The 20,842-nt window shown below is 34.8% G+C and carries 17 protein-coding genes; 12 read left to right on the forward strand and 5 right to left on the reverse strand.

Going from position 1 to position 20,842, the window contains the following annotated elements; all coding sequences use genetic code 11:
- Positions 1-8 precede the first annotated feature (8 nt).
- The 4 genes from VCM44_RS13460 to VCM44_RS13475 are packed head-to-tail and all read left to right on the forward strand — an operon-like array spanning position 9 to position 6,143.
- A complete protein-coding gene (locus VCM44_RS13460) occupies positions 9-1,208 on the forward strand; it encodes a TolC family protein (protein WP_334679111.1) in 1,200 nt (399 codons plus the stop codon).
- Positions 1,201-2,547 (forward strand): efflux RND transporter periplasmic adaptor subunit, encoded by a 1,347-nt coding sequence (locus VCM44_RS13465; protein WP_120404448.1) that lies wholly within the window; start codon positions 1,201-1,203, stop codon positions 2,545-2,547. The genes VCM44_RS13460 and VCM44_RS13465 overlap by 8 nt, the downstream gene beginning before the upstream one ends.
- Positions 2,540-5,668 (forward strand): efflux RND transporter permease subunit, encoded by a 3,129-nt coding sequence (locus tag VCM44_RS13470; protein ID WP_334679112.1) that lies wholly within the window; start codon positions 2,540-2,542, stop codon positions 5,666-5,668. The genes VCM44_RS13465 and VCM44_RS13470 overlap by 8 nt, the downstream gene beginning before the upstream one ends.
- The gene (locus VCM44_RS13475; RefSeq protein ID WP_158536832.1) at positions 5,661-6,143 is read left to right on the forward strand and encodes a DUF3347 domain-containing protein; all 483 of its coding nucleotides are present in this window, start codon (positions 5,661-5,663) and stop codon (positions 6,141-6,143) included. The genes VCM44_RS13470 and VCM44_RS13475 overlap by 8 nt, the downstream gene beginning before the upstream one ends.
- On the opposite strand, the gene VCM44_RS13480 is transcribed toward VCM44_RS13475, so the two are convergent.
- Together VCM44_RS13480 and VCM44_RS13485 are read right to left on the reverse strand one after the other, a co-directional pair.
- A complete protein-coding gene (locus VCM44_RS13480; protein WP_115360955.1) occupies positions 6,144-6,656 on the reverse strand; it encodes a DUF2391 family protein in 513 nt (170 codons plus the stop codon).
- A gap of 80 nt (positions 6,657-6,736) precedes the next feature.
- Complete coding sequence (locus VCM44_RS13485; protein ID WP_115360953.1) at positions 6,737-7,621, reverse strand: hypothetical protein; 885 nt, start codon at positions 7,619-7,621, stop codon at positions 6,737-6,739.
- A gap of 187 nt (positions 7,622-7,808) precedes the next feature.
- Here VCM44_RS13485 and VCM44_RS13490 point away from each other — a divergent pair, with 187 nt between their 5' ends.
- The 8 genes from VCM44_RS13490 (at position 7,809) to VCM44_RS13525 (ending at position 17,774) form a co-directional block, all read left to right on the forward strand.
- Positions 7,809-8,258 (forward strand): ankyrin repeat domain-containing protein, encoded by a 450-nt coding sequence (locus tag VCM44_RS13490; RefSeq protein ID WP_334679113.1) that lies wholly within the window; start codon positions 7,809-7,811, stop codon positions 8,256-8,258.
- Positions 8,259-8,516: 258 nt separating this feature from the next.
- Positions 8,517-9,035 carry a hypothetical protein gene (locus VCM44_RS13495; RefSeq protein ID WP_334679114.1) on the forward strand — a complete coding sequence of 173 codons (519 nt, stop codon included), beginning with the start codon at positions 8,517-8,519 and terminating at the stop codon, positions 9,033-9,035.
- A gap of 65 nt (positions 9,036-9,100) precedes the next feature.
- Positions 9,101-10,381: a PepSY-associated TM helix domain-containing protein gene (locus tag VCM44_RS13500; protein ID WP_334679115.1), complete on the forward strand. Its 1,281-nt coding sequence runs from the start codon at positions 9,101-9,103 to the stop codon at positions 10,379-10,381.
- Complete coding sequence (locus tag VCM44_RS13505; protein WP_334679116.1) at positions 10,378-11,589, forward strand: hypothetical protein; 1,212 nt, start codon at positions 10,378-10,380, stop codon at positions 11,587-11,589. The genes VCM44_RS13500 and VCM44_RS13505 overlap by 4 nt, the downstream gene beginning before the upstream one ends.
- A complete protein-coding gene (locus VCM44_RS13510; RefSeq protein ID WP_334679117.1) occupies positions 11,582-13,825 on the forward strand; it encodes a GNAT family N-acetyltransferase in 2,244 nt (747 codons plus the stop codon). The genes VCM44_RS13505 and VCM44_RS13510 overlap by 8 nt, the downstream gene beginning before the upstream one ends.
- Complete coding sequence (locus VCM44_RS13515; protein WP_334679118.1) at positions 13,818-15,536, forward strand: IucA/IucC family protein; 1,719 nt, start codon at positions 13,818-13,820, stop codon at positions 15,534-15,536. The genes VCM44_RS13510 and VCM44_RS13515 overlap by 8 nt, the downstream gene beginning before the upstream one ends.
- Positions 15,537-15,548: 12 nt before the next feature.
- Positions 15,549-16,820: a lysine N(6)-hydroxylase/L-ornithine N(5)-oxygenase family protein gene (locus VCM44_RS13520; protein WP_334679119.1), complete on the forward strand. Its 1,272-nt coding sequence runs from the start codon at positions 15,549-15,551 to the stop codon at positions 16,818-16,820.
- Positions 16,821-16,832: 12 nt separating this feature from the next.
- Entirely contained in the window at positions 16,833-17,774 is a 942-nt protein-coding gene (locus tag VCM44_RS13525) for a hypothetical protein (protein WP_133296911.1), read from the forward strand.
- Positions 17,775-17,802: 28 nt separating this feature from the next.
- On the opposite strand, the gene VCM44_RS13530 is transcribed toward VCM44_RS13525, so the two are convergent.
- The 3 genes from VCM44_RS13530 to VCM44_RS13540 form a co-directional block, all read right to left on the reverse strand.
- Positions 17,803-18,828: a succinylglutamate desuccinylase/aspartoacylase family protein gene (locus tag VCM44_RS13530; protein WP_334679120.1), complete on the reverse strand. Its 1,026-nt coding sequence runs from the start codon at positions 18,826-18,828 to the stop codon at positions 17,803-17,805.
- Between the two features lie 8 nt (positions 18,829-18,836).
- On the reverse strand, positions 18,837-20,291 hold the full coding sequence (locus VCM44_RS13535) for a hypothetical protein (protein ID WP_205570972.1): 1,455 nt from the start codon (positions 20,289-20,291) through the stop codon (positions 18,837-18,839).
- A 196-nt stretch (positions 20,292-20,487) separates the two neighbouring features.
- A complete protein-coding gene (locus VCM44_RS13540; protein ID WP_162929553.1) occupies positions 20,488-20,763 on the reverse strand; it encodes a PqqD family protein in 276 nt (91 codons plus the stop codon).
- Positions 20,764-20,842 lie beyond the last annotated feature (79 nt).

Consider the following 20,842-nt stretch of genomic DNA (forward strand, 5'->3'; position numbering starts at 1 on the left):
GAGTTTCAATGTTTAAGTATTTGATCATATTATTGAGTTGCTCAACTTTTGCTTTTACTTTCAATGAAGCAGTAGAAGAACTAAAGAATCACAATAGCCTTCAGGCCATGAAAGGAAGTGCCAAATCTTTACTAGAAAAGTCTCAGAAACAAGCTTCATGGGGTGATCCAATGTTTAAGATTGCTGCAAAAAACCTTCCAGTGGACTCTCTTAAGTTTGATCAAACGCCAATGTCTGGACTGGAATTTGGAATCGGTCAAAAAATAGCCTTATCTAATAAATATGGAAAGGCCGGAGAAAGTCAAAGCGCACAAGCTAAATCAATTAACTATAGTGCAATGGATCTCGAACAGGCCTTAACAAAAAGTCTATGGGCCAACCTTATTGAATATAAAAGGATTAATAACGAATTAGATATTTTAAAAGAAAACTTATCTTGGATTTCTAAGATGTTGAAAGTGAGTAAGAAACTCTACTCTAATGGCCGCATTACACAGCAGGCCCTTTTAGATATTCAAATAAGAAAGTCTGAAGTTGAAAGTGAAATTAGTAATAAAAACTTTGAAATAAAGCAGAATAAATCACAGCTTAAGTATTTGGTAGGTAATAAGGCACTAAGTTTCAATTATAAGTCAGTGCCATGGAAGCTTCTTGATAATAATAAGAACGAAAGTAAGGATTATCGATTAAGTTCTTTAAAAGAAAACTTAAAAGCGAAGGAATACTCGCTAGAGCAATCCAAGCTTGCTTATATCCCTGATATTACCGTATCTGTTGGGTATACGATCAGATCTGATGAGGTCGATAATAATGGAGACTTTATTGGTGCACAAATTACATTTCCAATTCCTGTATCAGACGATAAGTCTGGCGCGAAAGGGGAAGCTGTTGCCAATCGATATGTGGCCTTTAAACAATTAGATGATTACAAGTTGAAAAAAAGTCGTGACATTGAAGTTATCAAAGATGATATCGCAAAACTGAATGCAGAATTAAGTATTATATCAAAAAAGTCCGTAAACTTTGCTCAAAATTCCCGCTCAATTACATCGAAGTCATATGGGTTAGGCAATAGTACTTACGTTGAGTTATTACAAAGTGAAATTCGATTACAAAAAATATTATTAAAGAAGGTCGCTTTAGAGTCAAAGCTTTCAATGAGAAAGGTGGACTTAAAGTATACTCTTGGAGAATCTTTATATGAATAAGGTCTTAATTATTGTCTTCTTAGGATTTATCTCTTTTCTTAGCTCTTGTCAGAGTAAGAATGAGGTTGAAACAAGTAAGTCACAAAAAGTTGAAACTTACTATACTTGTTCAATGCACCCTCAAATTAAAGAGGATAAGCCAGGTAAATGTCCTATTTGTCATATGAACTTAACAAAAGTAGAGGTGGAACACGATCACGCCACTGATAAAGAGGCCAAGCTTGAAAAGAAAGAATTATGGGCATGTGAGAACTTTCCTGAAGTTACAAGTGAGAAGGAAGAGGTTTGTCCTTTAGATGGTACACCGATGGTAAAGGTGGACTTGAATAAGCAAGAAGCTGCGACTGTTGTTGGTAAGGTTAAGCTTAGAAAATCTCAACTCGATCACTTCACTCCATCTTTTTTTCCTGTAACGACAATGAAGATGACAAAGAAGATTAGACTTCTTGGGCAAGTTTTAGAGTCAGAAGAAAAGGAAAGTAATATTCCTGCAAGAATTGATGGGCGAGTTGAAAAGGTATATGTGAAGTCGACTGGTAGTTTTGTTAAGGCCGGTGACCCTGTTGTTGATATCTATAGTCCTAAACTAATTACGGGTGGTGAAGAGTATATTCTTGCTAGGAGTACATATCTAAAGAATAGAAGTCGTGAATTTCGTGACCTCTACCATCAAAGTCGTGAACGTCTTGAGCTATGGGGTATTAAAAAGAAACAATATGAGCAATGGGCCAGAAACGGAAAAATTCCTAAGAATATCACGATTTATTCTCCTGCAACTGGTGTTGTTCAAACTAGAAATGCAACAGTTGGGAAGTATTTCAAAGAGGGGCAGGACTTCTTTAAATTATCAAACCTAAGTGATGTTTGGGTTGAGTTTGATGTTTATGAGCAAGACTCTGCACTAGTGGAAATTGGCCAAAAAGTAGAATTAAATTTTATTGCCCTTCCTGGTGAGACTACTACTGGTGAAATCGATTTTGTTAGTCCTGTACTAGATTCAACATCTCGAACACTTAAAGTTAGGGCAACAATTGAAAATAAGAATGGAAAATTAAAACCTGGGATGGTTGCAAACGCTCAAATAAGTCTTAATTTAGAAGGGATGCCTCTTGTTATTCCACGCTCGGCAGTTATTGATACTGGTAAGAGAAAAGTTGCGTGGGTTAAAGAATCGGATAGAAGTTTTAAATCGATAATTATTAATACAGGTCATGAGTCAGAAGGTTATGTTGAAGTTGTATCAGGACTGAAAGAAGGTGATGAAGTTGTTATTGAGGGCAACTTCCTACTAGATGCACAAGCACAATTATTTGGTGGCTATGAGGATATGAATGATTAAGAGAATTATTGAATTATCCATTCGTAATCGTGTAGCTGTTGTCCTTATATTTATCTTAATTGGACTTCTGTCTATATTTAGTCTCAATACGGCAAGAGTCGATGCTATTCCTGATATTGGAGAAAATCAGCAAATTGTCTTCACTGAATGGGCCGGAAGATCACCAAAAGATATTGAAGAACAGATCACTTATCCATTAAGTATTATGTTACAAGGTATTCCTGGAGTTAAGAATATTCGAGGAACCTCTGCATTTGGTTTTTCTACGATATACGTAATCTTTGATGATGAAATTGACTTTTATTGGTCGAGGTCACGTGTTCTTGAAAAACTTACGTCTGCAAAGAATGAGCTTCCAACTGGTGTGTCTCCTGCAATGGGACCAGATGCAACAGGACTTGGCCAAGTGTATATGTATACATTGGAAAATACTCCTGAGAACTCAAAACCATTATCGTTAGAAGAACTTCGTACACTACAGGACTTCTATGTTCGCTATCTTCTTCAAAGTGTAAATGGTGTAAGTGAAGTTGCAAGTATTGGTGGCTTTGTTAAAGAGTATCAAATTGATGTGGATCCAAATAAGCTCATTGCATATGATATTCATCTTACTAAAATCATTTCAGCTATTGAGAATAGTAATATTGATGTTGGGGCCGAAGTCATCGAAGATGGAGCTAGAGAGTTTATTGTTCGAGGTAAGGGATTTTTTAAATCAATTTCAGACATTGAAAATGTTGTAGTTGATATAAAAAAAGATACTCCCATAAGAATTAAAGACATGGCCCGTGTTGGAACAGGGCCGGCATTTAGACGTGGCGCCCTCGATAAGAATGGACAAGAAGCTGTCGGCGGCATCGTTACGATGCGCTTTGGGGAAAACCCTAAAGAAGTAATTGATAATGTAAAAGAAAAACTCAAAGAAGTAAGGCTAGGCCTACCTAAGGGAGTTGAGCTTAAATCATTTTATGACCGTACTGAGGTAATTGAGAGAACAATTGGTACTGTCTACAGTGCACTTGCTCAAGAAATTGTTATTACAGTCGTAGTGATTCTTCTTTTCCTACTTCACTTTAAATCGTCTATTCTCGTTTCTCTAACACTTCCTTTTGGTGTTGGAATTAGCTTTATTTTAATGAAGTTATTAGGGATTGATTCAAATGTTATGAGTCTTTCAGGTCTCGTTATTGCCATTGGTTCAATGGTGGATATGGGAATTATCATGACTGAAAGTATTTACTCTTCACTTGCTGAAAAAGGAAATAAGCTCACAAAAAATGAAAGAATTGAGACTGTTGTAAGTTCTGCTAGAGAAGTTGGGCCTGCTATCTTAACTGCTGTGGCAACAACAATAATTACATTCTTACCGGTTTTCGGATTAGAAGGTAGTGAGGGGAAGCTCTTTGGTCCACTTGCATGGGCAAAAACTCTAGCAATGTTTGGATCTGTCATTGTTGCTATTATTCTCGTACCAGCATTAAGTGTTTACTTTCTAAAAGGTGATTTAAGGCCAATTGAGAAAAACCCAGTAAGTAAGAAAATAGTCTCAACATATAAACCAGTACTAGTTTGGTTCCTTGATAATCGAAAAGTATTTTTTATTTTTCCCGTCATCATTCTAATTCTTGGTGGTTTTGCTCTTACTCAATTAGGTAAGGAATTTATGCCTTCTTTAAATGAGGGAGAGATCCTCTATATGCCAGTAACGACAGCTGATGTTGGTATGACAAAGGCCCGTGAATTACTTGCTTATACTGATCGTGAATTAAAGAAGCACCCTCTTGTAAAAGATGCTTATGGGAAATTAGGGCGAGCTGAAACTGCGCTTGACCCAGCGCCTGTCGCTATGTTTGAAACAGTTGTTAAGCTTATTCCTGAAGATGAATGGCCTAGTGGTACTTCCATTTATGATATTATGAATGATCTCGATCAAAAGATTCAGGTTCCAGGACTTGTGAATGCTTGGTTATTTCCAATAGAAAACCGTATTTCAATGATTTCCACAGGGATCAAAACACAAATTGGCGTGAAAATATTTGGTGATGACCTCGAGACTCTTGAAAAACTTGGTAATAAAATTGGAAGAAAATTAGAAGAGGTTAGAGGTGCAAGTGGTGTTTACGCCCAACAGATCACAGGTAAGCCTTATATTGAATTTGATATTGATCGAATCGCTGCAAGTCGTTTTGGTATAAATACTGGAACGATTAATCGAATACTACAAACTGCAATTGGCGGAATGACTATCGGTCAATTCTACGATGGAAGAAAAAGATTTCCTATTCGTGTGCGCTATAAAAAAGAGCTAAGGGATCGAATTGATGAACTTAAAAAAGTTTTAGTTCCAAGTCCTCTAGGTCAACATATACCACTTGAGCAATTAGCAAAAATTGAGGTTGTAACAGGGCCTGCAATGATTCAATCAGAAGATGGTATGCTAAAGTCATTGGTATTATTAAATGTTCAAGATAGGGATCTCATAGGCTTTGTGGAAGAGGCAAAAGAAAAAATTGCTAAAGAGATCGAGCTTCCAAAAGGGTACTCTCTTTCATGGGCCGGACAATATGAAAATCAAGTTCGCTCAAATCAGAGGCTTTTGCTTTTAATTCCGTTGGCCTTACTTATCAATCTTCTCATTATCTATATGGGAATAAAGAACTTAAGAAATGCAGGTATTATCTTTAGTGCAATACCTATTGCATTTGCTGGTGGCCTAATTCTTCTATGGATTGGTGGTTTTAATACTTCTGTTGCGGTTTGGGTTGGCTTTATTGCTCTTTTTGGAATTGCTGTAGATGATGGTGTTGTTCTTATGACGTATCTTCAAGAAGAGAATCGAAAAATTAATCCTAAAAACTGGGAAGAATTAAAAGAGGTCATAAGTAATGCAGGTTCACGACGTATTAGACCTCTTATTATGACAACAACTACAACTATTGTGGCCTTACTTCCAATTATGTGGTCAACGAGTACAGGTTCTGAAGTCATGAAGCCTATGGCCATTCCAACATTAGGTGGAATGTTAGTTGAATTAATTACTCTATTCATTGTTCCAATTACATACTCGTACTTTGAAGAAAGACGTATAAAAGAAATTACTCATGGAGAAGAAAATGTTTAAGCTAATTACATTATTTTCAGTATTAATTAATTTTTCAACATTTGCAGATGTAAGAGAAAGCTTAACATCAGCACAGAAAGAAGAAGTTGTGAATGTTTTAAAGGCCAATGAGAAGCTACACGCAAGCTTCTTTAAGTATGATGCTAAGAGTGTTGCTGACTCGGCCCAAGAGCTTAAGAATGCAATGAATAAGGTCTCACATGAAAAGATAAAGAAGTTATTGAAGTTTTCAATGACTAAGCTTGATGAAATAAAAGCTAATAAGACAAAAGATGAGAATGGACAAAATTATCATACGATCTCAATGGCACTTATCTATATTCTTAATACTTATGATGTAGGAAGCGAGTATAACGCTTATTCATGTCCTATGGTTAAGAAGAAGTGGGTACAGAATTCTTCTAAGCAAGAAAAAGTACACAACCCATACGCTGCTAATATGCCTCACTGTGGTAGTAAAGATACAAGCTTCTAATTATTTTAAATAATCAGTAACGGCAGCACCAAATATACTTGGAAAGGCGATAATTACAGTACGTTTAAATGCAAGTATATGGTCTGTCTTTACTGGAAATTTATTAATCAAAAATAAAATCATAACAACACTTAAAGTCGTAATAAAGTAGATGGCAAAAATACGCTTTAAGAACTCAATGACATTTCCCTTAAGCTTAAAACGATAAAAGTTAAAATACACAAAGAACGTTACTGTCGTAATAGATGCGGCAAATAAGTAGTAAATATTTTGAAAGGGGAGAGTCTCACTAAGTGTCCAGACCTCTTCTGTGAAACACAGAGGAGAAGCAACAAGAAAGGCCCCAACAAAGATTTGGGTAATATCTCTTAAGCGCAATTCAACCATAAGAGGGTTTATTACATGTCCCATCGGCTTTCCAGAGTCATCAAGGAAAGTGACGACTTCTTTTAAGTAACCGTTGATACGTTTTATTTCTGTGTGGGTATTCTTTAATCCCTTAAATACATTCATATTTAAATTATAGGGTTAAGATAGAATTTAGGCAAAAAAAAAGGCCCGCTTAGCGGGCCTAAGTATAAACTTTAACTTGATTAAAGAATATTGATATCTGCAGAGATTGCAAAGTTTGTCTTGTCTGAGTCAAGATCATCAGCAAGGAACTGAATATTTGGGTATACGTAGATATCTCTTGTTACAGAAATTCCTACACCAACTGATTGGTATTCATATGCTCTTAAGAAGTTTGAATCTTCACCTCTTGATTTTTGGTAGTTGAAGTAACCAAATACTGTTCTGAATGAGAACATATCATTGAATCTGTACTCTAGTTGTGGGTAGAAACCTACTGCTAGTTCAGTAAGAGCATCTTTTGGAACTACTGTTTCTGGCTCATTTCCATAGAAGTATGCACTTAATGAAACTGAAGCACCGATAGTAAGGTTAGTTCCTTCAAAGTTCTTCATCATGTTGTGTGAAGCACTTACAACTTGTCTTAGGTCTACATTCTTGTAAGATTCAGCTGTACCAAAAGTTACGTCTGCAGAAGTTGAAGTTTGGAAGTCACCAATTTTGTAAATTCTTGAGTAACCGATATATGGATTATCAACGTTACCTTCTGAATGTCCCCATGGGTTTAGTACAGAAAAACCTGCACCAACAGTCATACTGTCATTTTTATTGAAACGGTATCTTCCTGAGAATGAACCACCAAAAGATGTTTTCGTTTCTGTTTCTGGATCACCATAGATATCTGGTCTCTCTTCTCCAAAGATATCATCTAGTGTACCACCGTTGTATCCCATTGATAGAGATAAAGAGTAGTCAGACTTTGAACCAGACTGTGCTCTAAGTCTTGCGTTTGTAATTTCACTATCAATGTCTTCCTTGTTTGATTCTTCTTGCGCTTGAGCAGGTGCTGCCATTGCCACTGCTAGAAGAAGCATAAGTAGCTTTGAGCTTTTAACTAAATTTCTCATTTTCACTCCATGTGTATGTTTTTAATTAGGGTACTATTGTCTAAAGAACGACGTAAAAGATCAAATAATTTCTTAACAAAACCTTGATATTCAATAAAATACGATGATGCGTTCCGCGCTAAATTTAACATAATTAAGTTTCTTCTTCCTATACAGGTGATTAAAATTTTATTTTAGGGAGATGTTAATGAGTGATAGGCGAATCTTTAAATGGGCCCAGAGAGGAAATGTTCAGGAGCTGAGCATCTTATTACTTTCTGTATCAGAGATTAATTTAGAGGTAAGAAACCAAAAAGGCCAAACACCGCTTCACGTCGCTGTTGAAAATGGGCATCGTTCATTTGCACACACATTGTTAAACTCCGGCGCAAATCCGAATTGTCTTGATCATCTTGGAAATACACCTCTTATGAAGGCCGCACAAAAAGGGGATTTGAGCCTTTTTAAATTACTGATTCAAAATGGATCTAATATTGAAATTGAAAATTCAAATAAGATGACGGCCTATGACTGGGCGCACGCTTTTCATCGCCGCAACATAATATATTACTTGTCTTCATATGGGCATTCTAAAAAGTCGGAACTCAAAGCTTATTTCGGTGCCTTCAAACAGCTCTTCCAAGAAATTATTCGCTAGTAATTATATCAACTCATATACTGGTCATATAAAAAAGGAGGACCATATGCGAGTTCATACATTATTTACAACAATTATATTAAGCTAGAGAAGATTGTAACTATATGATTTTACTAAAAGAAGGAGGTTTTAGCCTCCTTTTTTTATTTTGAGTATGTAATCATTTGTTTAGTGTTGTTGATATTTGTTTGACATATCAAACTGGTAGCGATAATTATTCTCCATACTAACAAAAGTATTAAATTTAAGGAGAATAACATGTTTAAAAAATCACTTATTGCACTTGTTTCATTACTTTCAATTACAACTTTTGCTCAAACTGACTTAGTTCTTGAAGGTGAGAGATGGCTTGCTGCTAACAAAGGTTATGTATGTGGAGCATACTCTGAGTATACAAATGCACCTTCATCTCACTCTGGGATGAATGTAGTATGGGGTGACCTATCGACTGATTACACACTTGATAATATTTTAATTAAAGCAACTTTTGAAAATGCAAATGGTGTTGAATGTTCTTACTCTTCACTTCTTTTTGCTGATAACGATGCGTCAACAATCGAACTTCTTGAATCAAGAGCTTTCTCAAAAGTTGATGCCGCTGCTGACTGTTCAGAAGGTAAGGCAATCCTTGATTCTCAGCTTGAGTACAATGACTACCTATACTGGGGACACCCTCACCACGCAACACTAATGGTTCCAGCTGCTGGAGCTGCTGAAGTTTGTGGAGCTGGTGCAACACATATTGGAATCGATTTTATGGTTTATAAAAAACTATAAAAAAATCCTTGATATGAAGCAGGGCCCTTCAAAGAAATTTGATCGGCCCTGTTTTTATTTTAGATATGAGCTCATTAATTAGAAAACTTTTAAAAATACATCGAATCCTTGGCCTTGTTTTGGCCGTGAATTTCTTGATTTTAGGACTTACTGGTGTTGTGTTGGTATGGAGACACGAGCTCGCACCTGTACAAGCTGTTGAACAAAGAACGTCATTTATTTCAGAAAAATCATCTCTTTCAAAAATTGAAAATTTCATTTCCACTAAGTATGAAGGTAAGAAAGTTCTTTCTATTTTTAAAGGTGATGATGGTGATATTAATGCCAGAGTAACCGAGCCAGGTATCGAAAAGTTTAAAGGTGCCACACGTCTTAAATTTGATATGGCAGGTAATGCAATCGATAAGGAAGTTGTTAAATCACAAACTTCTAATAAAGTTATCGATTTCATTCTAAAGCTTCACCGAGAACTTCTCCTAGGAGGTAAGGGGAAGATCTTAATTGGACTAATGGGTCTTTTCTTTTTAATTGCACTTATTAGTGGTGCTCTTATTTCTAATAAATTCTACCGAAATATAAGGAATATGAATTCTCGAATTCTCTTAGGTCGCTTCCATAAGATAATTGGAGTTAAGACATGTGCTTGGCTATTGATCGTGACATTTACAGGAACAATTCTTGCTTTCAATAGTACACTGATAGGGCTCTTCTTAAGAGATAATGTCCGTGCCCAACAAGAAAATGCAAGAGTTATTGAAAATGCCACTTATGTTTCAGTTTTAGATATCTATGATGAGCTAAAAGAAAAGCTGCCACATCTTGAATATGACTTTATCTCATTTCCAGATAATGAATTTTCAGTTCCAAATCACTTTGTGATTCTTATGGAAAATGAAGAGCATCATCATGAAATTGCTTATGTTGATGCTATCACAGGAAGTTTAATTAGAACTGTCTCACTACCTTGGTATCTAGAATTACTTATTCTATCTGAACCACTACACTTCGGTGATTATGGTGGGGTGATCTTAAAAATCATTTGGAGTATTTTTGGATTAGTCATTTCATTTATTCCAATCAGTGGAATTTATATTTTCTTATTTAGAAAACGATTACTTAGTTCTTCATCAAAAATGTATGATGGCTCGACTTTAAATGATGTGAATATCTCTTTAAATGAGATCGTTTTACCAAGCGCATTTATTTTTATTATTTTCATTGTTTCCTCTGATTATAATTGGCCACTAAGTGGACTCTTTCTTATTTACTTAGGAATTTCATGGAAGGATATTCTTAGTTTTACTCTTCGTCTAAAAGATAAAGTAGTAAGGAAAGAAGCCTCATGAGTTCACAAGTTCAAATTAATAATAAATTTGTTAAGGCCATCTCCTTATTATGCTTCATCTTTGGCGCTTCACAAATGATATTGTTGGGACTTCTTCCAATGATATCTGAAGCAACAAATTTAAATATTACGACAATTATTATCTTCTATGGACTTTCAATTTTTCACTTTCTTTTGATGACAAGAGTTTGGGGGAATTTATTTAATAGTTTAAGTCCAGTTACGGTATATCGAGTGGGACTCTTTGGGATTTTCTTCTCTTATGGATTTCTCTTACTGGCATTTCTTGTGAGTAGTCCTATCGCTACATTTGGGCTATTTATCATCTCTAGAATTATCCATGCCTCAACTGCAAGTAGCATTGTTCCATTCTCACAATTAATTAATATACGATTTCACACTAAATCTAGCGATGGTGTTCTTAATACAACAATGTTCTTAAATATTGGCCGTCTTTTTGGATTAATTTTAGGTGGTGTATTCGCATTTAACTTAAATATGAGTTTAGTGATCTTAATGGTATTCATTATTGCAGTATCTTTAAATGGATGGGAGCGAGCAGGAAAAGGAATTCTTCTTTGTGAAGAAGACTACAAAGAAGAAAGTGATGAAATAAAAGATAAGAAAGTAAGGTTTAAGCCTTTGTTTTTAATTCCTTTATTTTTTACTCTTATATCATCATTCTATAATACAGGAATTACAAAAGCTGTAAGTTCTATTTTTGAAGAGGCAACAAAACAGTCGGCCACTATTTATTGGTCTTTAACCTTAGCTACACTTTGTCTTGTCCTTATTCAATTTATATTAAAAAAATATAAACTTCTTGAATCATGCATTTTCATAACTTTTGGTGTTGTCTCACTCATTGCTAGCCTTTACGCATTTTCACTAATTACTAGTATCACAACTCTAGTTGCTTTCATTTTATTATTTGCAATCGCAGCGGCAATCATCCCAGTGTATTACATGGGATTTATTTATGGACAATATGTCACAGATCAAAAAAGTATTGTGGCAAGTAAGATAAGTTTTTATCAAACGTTAGGTAATGCTCTTGGGGCCATAATTGCAGGGACAGTAATTAAGCTTAATTTAGATGTTTATATAATGTTCATATTTTCAATTTTAACATTTTTCTCTGTTTACATGATTGTAAAAAACTCTCGCCTAAAGTTGAGTAAAGCCTATGTTGGAGTAAGTAATGATTAGCTCTCATCCAAGAATATTAGCAAATAAGTACAGTATCCGCTCTCTTATTAATTCTTTGGCACGTGATTATTCACAAGAGAATTTTATTAAGTTTTCAAATGATGCTCTTATCGTTGAAGTCAATGAACTGAATTGTTTAACCTTTGAATTAGCTGCATATTCTCCGCTAGGTGGTCACCGCTATTCAGGTAAGATCTTGTTTAACAATGAGGAAGTCTCTTTTGATGAAATGCTACCCATTCTATGTGAAAGATTTAATGAAGTAGATACATCATTTATTGATAATGTTTTGAACTCTCGAAATAATATGGAACTTATTTTAAGAGAATATGAAAATAGAGACATTATAATTGATGACTATCTCTCGAGTGAACAATTGATGCTCTTAGGCCATCCGTTTCATCCATACCCAAAATGTAAAAATGGAATGAACGAAGAGGATATGAGGTTATATTCACCAGAATTTAAAAATGAGTTTAATTTAATTTGGCTTAAGTGCCATTCTTCTGTCATTTATACAAATGGTGACATTTTAAATGTTCATAAGGCCATGAATGAATTGGCCAATTTTGACCTTGAAGAACTTGAAGAGGACTATATTTATATACCTATGCATCCATGGCAATGGAGTCGTTTGGCCAAAAAGAATGAAGTCGAGGCCCTCTTACAAAGTGGACTTATCACAAAAATTTCACAGGGGAGAAGAAAATGGTGTGCCCTTTCATCTCTTCGATCACTATATTCAAAAGATGCTCCGTACTTGGTTAAGTATTCAATGGATGTAAAGCTCACAAATTCAATTCGTCATCTTCAGCCTGAAGAGGCCATTCGCGGTATGCAAATGGAGACTGTTTTTAAAAATGAAAAGGTCGATGAATTTAGCCAGAAATTTGAAGTCCTGTATGAGCCATTTTATGTTGCACTTAAAAATAATGATGGAAGTGCAATAATAGAATCAACGATTCAATTACGAGAGAATTTTGCAAGTGATAATTGTCTACTCTTAGCAACGCTGGCCGAAGAGAATCCATATACAGGAAAGTCTCACTTAGCCACGTTAGTAGAAGAAAATGCTAAAAAACTAAAACTTGAAACTGGTAATTTCTTTTTAGCTCGTAAGAATTGGTTTTCAGCTTTTCTTGAAAATGTAGTTGGAGAGTTTATTAAGCTCTCAGAGGAGCATGGAGTACTTCTAGGCGCTCACATGCAAAATATTATCTTAAGAATGAAAGATGGCCTGCCTATTGGTGCAGTCTATCGTGATTGTCAGGGGACTGGCTTTACTTCTAAGAGTGTTGAGAATTTTGGCAAAAAATATGATTTTATTAGCAAGACTAAGGGGAATATTTTAAATCCAGATGATGTAAATAAGGTTTATACTTATTATTTAATAATAAATTCAGTTTTTAATACAATCATATCTCTCGCTAATGGAGATAAGAAAGCAGAGATCTTTCATTTAAATCAATTTAGAAATTTTATTTTTAAGGGATATAAAGAGTCATCCTTTCTTAAATTTCTCCTTGAATCAGAAACTCTTTTTCAAAAAGGAAACTTTAGATGCTGTATTACTAATATTAATGAAAATACAATAGCTAACCCTTGGGATATTTATAACCAAATCGAAAACCCAATAGTTTCTCTTCTAAGACGACCTCGTCAATATCAAGGGACTCTTTATGAGTGCAAGACTCACTCTGGCCAAACGATATCTCTTCGTGCATTTGATTTAGATAAAGATATTGATAAATTCCATGAGTGGCATAATAAAGAGTATATCTATGAGTTTTGGGAAATGAATTTCTCAAAAGATGAATTGGCAAAATATATTCAAGGCCTTAAGTCTTCACCATTTCAATTACCAATAATTGTCGATATCAATGGCCAACAAGCAGGATATTTTGAAGTTTATTGGGCATTTGATGATCGTATCGCCCCATATTGTGATGCCAATATCTATGATCGAGGAATCCATATTTTAATTGGTGAAGAGAAGTACTTAAGAACAAAAGCAGTTTATGAATCTATTTTTCATTTAACAAAGTTTATCTTTGAAGATGATAAGCGCACCCAAAGTATTTGGGGAGAGCCACGTGAAGATAATAAAAAGGTTTTAAAATTAGCTGAACTACTTCCTGGCTGGTCTCATGAAGGTGTTTTCGACTTTCCTCATAAAAGATCCAATCTCTTAAAAGCTAGTCGAGAGCTTTTTTATATGGAGAGTACAAATGAATAGTCATGAATTCTTTAATCTTCATAAGAAGCTTATTATAAAGGCCATTGAAGAACTTCAGTATGAAGAGTTATTTGATATTGAATTTAATCATAGTCATTTCTATTTAAAGATATCTGAAGAAGTTTATTATACGTTTCTTGGACGTATAAGTGTTTGGGATAACCTCCAAATAGAAGAAGAGTCCTTTAGAAAATATAGTAATGGTAAAGTCGTAAAAGAGTATACATTGGCAGATTTCTTTTATGAAGTTCAAGATATTTGTAAAATGTCTGATGATACTCTTGCTCAATTTATTGAGGAAGGGAACCAGACAATCTATGGTGATCTCATTTTAAATGAGACATTGAAAAATATAGATATTGAAGAAATTGCAAAATATAACTTTAAATCTGTTGATCAGATCCTATCTGGGCATCCAAAAATCATTATGAATAAAGGACGTCTAGGATGGGGAAAGAGCGAATTAGAAAAATATGCTCCTGAGTCACGTAATAGTTATCAAGTTCATTGGTGCGCAATCGCAAAGAACAATCTTATCTGGGGCCTAGATGAGACACAATTAGCTTTTTCTACATTGTATTCAGATTCATTTGATGAGAGTGAGCTTAAAGAAATCAAAGAAAAGATTGCAAGTTATGATCTCAATTTTGATGATTACTTACTCGTTCCAGTTCATCCATGGCAATGGAATAAGTATATCAGTATTCAATTTGCGCCGCTTATCTATAAAAATATAATTATCTCTCTTGGAGAGTTAGGATCAACTTATACCCCTCAAGTATCTATTCGTACTTTGTCTTCAGATACTGAGGGGAGTCAGTATGATCTAAAACTAGCGATTTCCATCCTTAATACTTCGTGTGTAAGAGGGATTCCTCAAAAATATATTAAGGATGGCCATCGTCTATCTGAAAAAATTGAAAAGATCATCGCAAGCGATAATGTTCTCAAAGATAAGGTAATAGTTCTAAAGGAAGTTGCAGCGATTAGTTGTCCAATGCCAGAGTTTGATCGGATTTCTGGCGGATCTTATCGTTATAAAGAATTATTAGGATGTGTTTGGCGCGAAAGTGTTGAGTCAAAGTTAGGGGATAATGAAATTGCTATACCAACGGCCGCCTTATTATTTGCAAATGATAAGGGCTCCCTTGTAGCTGAGTACATTAAACAATCAAGACTTACGTGTGAAGAATGGTTAAAACAATACTTTAAATCAGTGGTTATCCCTCTTTATCATCTTCAGGCCGAACATGGACTAGGACTAGTCGCTCATGGGCAGAATACTATTGTCATCTTAAAAAATGGAGCTCCTCAGAAGTTAATTATAAAAGACTTTCATGGCGACTTTAGAATGGCCTCAAATTCTAAGCATATAAATGAGGACTTTGGAGTCTCTCTTGATACGCTTGCCCCTGAGTATTTAATCCATGATCTTATTACAGGTCATTTTGTAACGGTTCTTCGTTACTTCTCAAGAGTTGTTGAAGAAAACTTAGATTATAAAGAAAGAGACTTCTATCACTTACTCGGTAGAGTGATCTCAAATTATCAAGATGATAAGAATATTGGTGAGAATATAAATTTATTAAAAGTAGAATTTGAAAAAGTATTGGTTAATTCTGTGCGATTTGTTGCTGGTTACAGTGAAACAGCGCAACGTTTAAAGCCAATGCTTGGAAATAATATAAAAAATCCCCTTTTGTCGGATTAGTAGAGGTAAGTGATGATGACGACATATGATATTGTAGGTATAGGCTTAGGTCCTTTTAATCTTAGTTTAGCAGCATTATTAAATCCCCTTAATAATGTTAGTAAAAAGTTTCTAGACAATAAATCTGAGTTTAGCTGGCATCCGGAATTAATGTTTGGTGATGCTATGATGCAAACATCTTTTCTTAAGGATTTAGTTACTCCTGTGGATCCAAGAAGTGAGTTTAGCTTTTTAAATTATTTAACGGAAAATGGACAATTCTATCATTTCCTAAATACAGATCGTAAGGCCATTAACCGTTATGAATTTCAAGACTATTGTAAATGGGTTTCAAAAAAACTTGCCCAAGATATCGACTTTAATTCTAATGTGATTGACATTAAACATGATGGTGAAAAATTTGAAGTAATAAAAGAAGATGGCTCTTATTTTTCAAAGAATATTTGTGTTGCCTCTGGGCCAACTAAGAATATTCCAGAGTGTGCTCAGTCTCATCTTTCTGACAAGGTATTTCATGCTAAGTCAAAGTACATGAAAAACTTAAATCTTGAAGGTAAGAGAGTTGTTATTATTGGTGGAGGACAAACTGGAGTTGAGACATTTAGAAATTCTTTAAATGGTATGTGGGGCAGAGTTGAGAGTGTAACTTTATTAAGTGGGAGACAAAATCTGCAGCCATTAGATGAGGCACCATTTACAAATGAAATTTTCACACCTGAATTTGTTTTAAAATTTCATTCCTTACCTCAGGAACAAAAAGATAGCTATACTCAAGCACAACTTCTTGCCAGTGATGGCAATACTCCCCAATATTTACAAGAGATGTATAATGAGCTTTATTTAGATAAGTTTTACTTAAAGAAGTTACCTGAATATAAAATTGCGCCAATGCGCTGGCTTAAAGGTATAGAGAATAATGGAAGTAATTACTCATTATTAGTTGATAATTTAATGTCAGAAAGTGAGGAGTTATTTAAAGCAGATATTGTTATTTTAGCAACAGGCTTTAAAAGCGTTCTACCAAAATTCTTAGATTCATTAACCGATGTTATTCAAAAAGATCATCAAGGAAGAGTGATTGTTAATCAAGACTATAGTCTTTTAACAAATATTAATTCTGGAAAGATTTATACAATGAATTTTAGTCGCCATGGCCACGGTATAGCTGATCCTCAAACAAGCTTGATGTCTTGGAGATCTGCAATGATCGCTAACGATTTAACGAATGAGACAACATATAATACACAAAATACAGGAGAAAGCTTTTTAAGCTTTTTTAAATAAATGGAGTATAAAATGAAAATTTTAACATTGATATTAGTATCAAGTATGACTTTTGCTGCACCAGTAGCGAATTCAAAAAAAGAAGTAAAAAAGGCATCATCTTTTGATACAAAAGAAGAGGTTATTGAAAACCCAACGCTTAAGACTTTATCGGGCTCTTTAAAAAGGTGGTCATTTTATTCAACATTCGCTTATAAAGGCGGAGCGATAAATGATCTAACAAGTGCTGAAAGACCAAATATTAAAAATGCGCAAGGGACACCGTCTCTTTCAAATATCTCTGGTGTATTTGGAGCAAAGTATCGATTAACTAAATCTGACAATATTTCTCTGCAGGCCGGTATGTATATGGCAACTCCATTTCATTCCAATCACACGGCCTCAACTTCAACTATTCAAAAAGAATTTGATGATAATTCACAAGAATTAGATATTGATAATCCTGTACTCTCATACTTTAAAACTTATAATCTTGGTGAATTACAAAATGTATCATTTGTTAAATACCAACATGTAACTCGTGGTACTGAAAAAGATTATGGGTATCAAGGTGCTGCAGCTTTTTCTCAGGCCATGGCCTATCGAATAGCTAAATTTGCCTATATCGCTGCATCAGCAACTTTTACACAATACTTTTTTAATAAATCAAAAACAAAGTATATGGGTTTTGATATGTCATTACTACCATATCAAACAGAGAGAACTTACCAGCTAAGTTTATCGACAGAAATGTACCTGAGAAGAAATATTTCAATTCGACTTATCTCTGACATTTATTCTCGTTATCAAATGAGAAGAGAGAGTGAAATGGAAAAACGAGTATTACAACAGACTATCGCAGGAACTTATTTCTTTAATCGTGATATTTCAATAGCGCCAAATATTCGTTTTATCGCAGAGGATATTCGAGCTGATCGAACGAATGTAGGTTTGACATTAAATATGAATTTATAAGAAAAGGGCCACATAAATGGCCCTTTTTTTATTTTTCTGTAATTTCGTAATCATCATGACCTGGAATATCTTCTGGGTCTGGGGCCACAAAATCAACACCCAAGTGTAAGATCCTTGTTCCTGCTTCGCAGTTAGGCCTTACATTCTTACCAATGACAATTCCATTCTTATTAGCGCAGATAACTTCTTTAACTTGTCCAAAGACATCATATACCTTAGCGATAACTTGTCCTTTCTTAATACGATCAGTTAATTTTGGTAGTACATCAACAATTCCACCTTTCGTTGAATATATCCAGTATGAATGATCGCAAATCGTTGCATCTGTAACCATATCGTGAACTTCACCTTCGATCATATTATAATAACGGAGTGTATTTCTGATACCTTCAAGGGTTTCATCAATTAACGTATGTTGAAATGCATTTGGATTTCCAATTTCAACTGTAATAGCTGGAATACCTTGGTCATTTGCCCAAGCACGAAGTGTTCCACTTTCATCGTATTTTTGTACAATAATTTGTGGATTTTGCAGGAAGGCCAATGTTCTTGTTTCTTCATTTTCAAGATCAGCTCTAATATAGAGACTGTTTACACGGCCATGACTTGCAGTGTGAAGGTCTAATAAGTAGTCAAACTTTGAAATAATCTTGCTCGTAAAATAATGAGCATAGATATTACTTGTATTACCACCTAGTTTTCCTGGCATGATTCGATTTAGGTCAACACCGTCAATAAAGGCGCGTTGATTATTTAAGTAGCCTGGAACGTTACTTATAGGAACCATGATTAATGTTCCCTTAACTTTTTTTGGATCTAATTCTTCAATTAATTTAAAAATTGTGGATATACCATTTAATTCATTACCATGTACGGCCGCAGTAATTCCAAATACTGGCCCGTCTTCAACTCCTCTGATGATGACGATTGGAATTCTCCACGGTACCCCCATGGAGTTGTCTGAAAGAAGAATTTGAAGTCTGTGAACTTCTCCCAGCTCATAGCTATTAATATCAATTTCTTCAGTTGCTTTAATAATTCTTATATCGTTCATTTCTTTTCCTAGAACATAATTTCATTAAATAATGATTCATCATTATCAAGTGTTTTAAATAACTTCTTCTTAAATCCACCTTTCTTGTTTGATAGATACTGGGCCATTTTATCAATGGCAACGATTGTTAGAACTGTTTGAATATAAGCTTCAATTAGATCATCTGTACCAATACCAAGTGAGTTAAAATCTTTTCTATCCATAAGCATGAGTCTAGATGTATCAGAATCCCATTGGTTTTCACCTGTTTTAACAGAAAGGTTTGTCCCTAAAACATCCCAACTATTTTTTGGGTACTCTGCTTCTAGCGGCTTTCTCGCTCGACGCGCATAAACTGCACAAGGCATGAAACCTTTTGAAGGTGAGTTGTAGACCATAAGCCTTAAGTCAGCAATATAGATATTTCCTTTTTTATTAGGAACAGTTCCAATGTGAAAGAACTTACCATGCTCACTCGTCGAACTCCATTCATAGTGGCCAATTAAGCTTTGTACAATGAATTGATCATATGGATAATCCATTTGCATAAATGCATCTAATTCATCTTGATTTGTTACAGTAAAAACTCCTTGTCCGGCATTTGAATAAGGAATTTTAATAACGGCCTTACCTCCAAACTTCTGTACCCATAGTGGAACGGCAAGCTTGTTAACATCTTTGATTGTCTCAGGCATATTGATTCGAAGACCTGATTCGGCAAGCTCTGAGTTATAAAGTTCATACGCTTTATTTGCTAAGAGTTTATTACGTCCACCAGCTAAGCATACTCGAGTTGAGTTATAAATAAATGTTTTAGTCGTTGCAGGAATTCTATTCCATGGCTTCTGGGTAACATAGCGAAATGCTGCTCTAATTGGAATGATCTCACCAGTTTCAAGTTTAAGTTGCATTACACCATCTTCAAAAGTAATGAATTGCTCTTCACCATGAAAGTGGGGGATTAGATAAACATCTTCTCCTGTTAAGTCAGCGATTGTCGATGCATAACCAGAAGTTTCCATATAGTTCTTATCGTAAATAACTGCAAGAGAGCCTTTTGGAAGTCGCTTCTTTCTTTTCTTTAATGCTGGGATAAATGAATTTTCAATTAAAAACTTATAGCCACGGTGTTCATCAGCATCAGTACGAGGTGGCATTGACTTTTGTCCTGAAGGACATGAGTTTGTTTCAAGGATTACCATACGGCGGTTACCTGCTTCTGTCGTAACATAGAAGAGGTCTGAACCTCCCCAAAAGAAATGCTGAGTTTCGTATGAAAGTATATCTCTTAATGTATCAGTACATATTTGAGGATTTAGGTGACTATACCTTTTAATAATCCTTTCATGATCTAAATTTAAAAAGTTACTCACTAGTGGATGTAGTTGTGAGTTTAGTGCTTTCGGATAAAAGTGATCTTCTTGTTCAAAGTTATCAGGTCTAATACGTTCAACCTTTCTTAGTGTTACTGTTTTTGTAGTCAAAATTACTCCAATTCAAAAATAAATTATGTGACATCATTATAGTCTTAAATTGAAAGACAGCGAAAACCTATTTTTATATTTCATAAAAATTAATTTAACCTGATGTGTAAATGTTGAGGGAAATACTTGGCAAATAAAAAAGGCCACAACAATGTGTGGCCTTAATCGATATAAATCACGAGTAAGTTTTAGCGAACTAACGCTGACTCATTTCACTAGTTGTCTCTGTTATTAAATCGACCTTTTTAAGGTCTGAAACAATATTTTCAGCGACTTTGTATAGCCCTGGCTTTTCAATACGGGCCGCTTTTTGTACTTCTGTCACAACTTCTTGAAGCGGACTTCTTCCATCGAGGTGATCCCAAATGAAAGCAGCTAAAAAACTCACTTCATAGCGCTTACCTTGTGGATTAATCAGAATAGGTGTTGTATCGTTGCTCTGTCGCTGTATACTTCCTCTTTTTATAAACATTAATACCTCCATGTTTTCTACATCATACGTCACATATATTTTTATTCAAATGCCCCTATGTCATGTTTGGTAAAACCTA

Origin of the sequence: Halobacteriovorax sp. DPLXC-1, from assembly GCF_036903125.1 — a bacterium.
In the GTDB taxonomy this organism is placed as follows: domain Bacteria; phylum Bdellovibrionota; class Bacteriovoracia; order Bacteriovoracales; family Bacteriovoracaceae; genus Halobacteriovorax_A; species Halobacteriovorax_A vibrionivorans.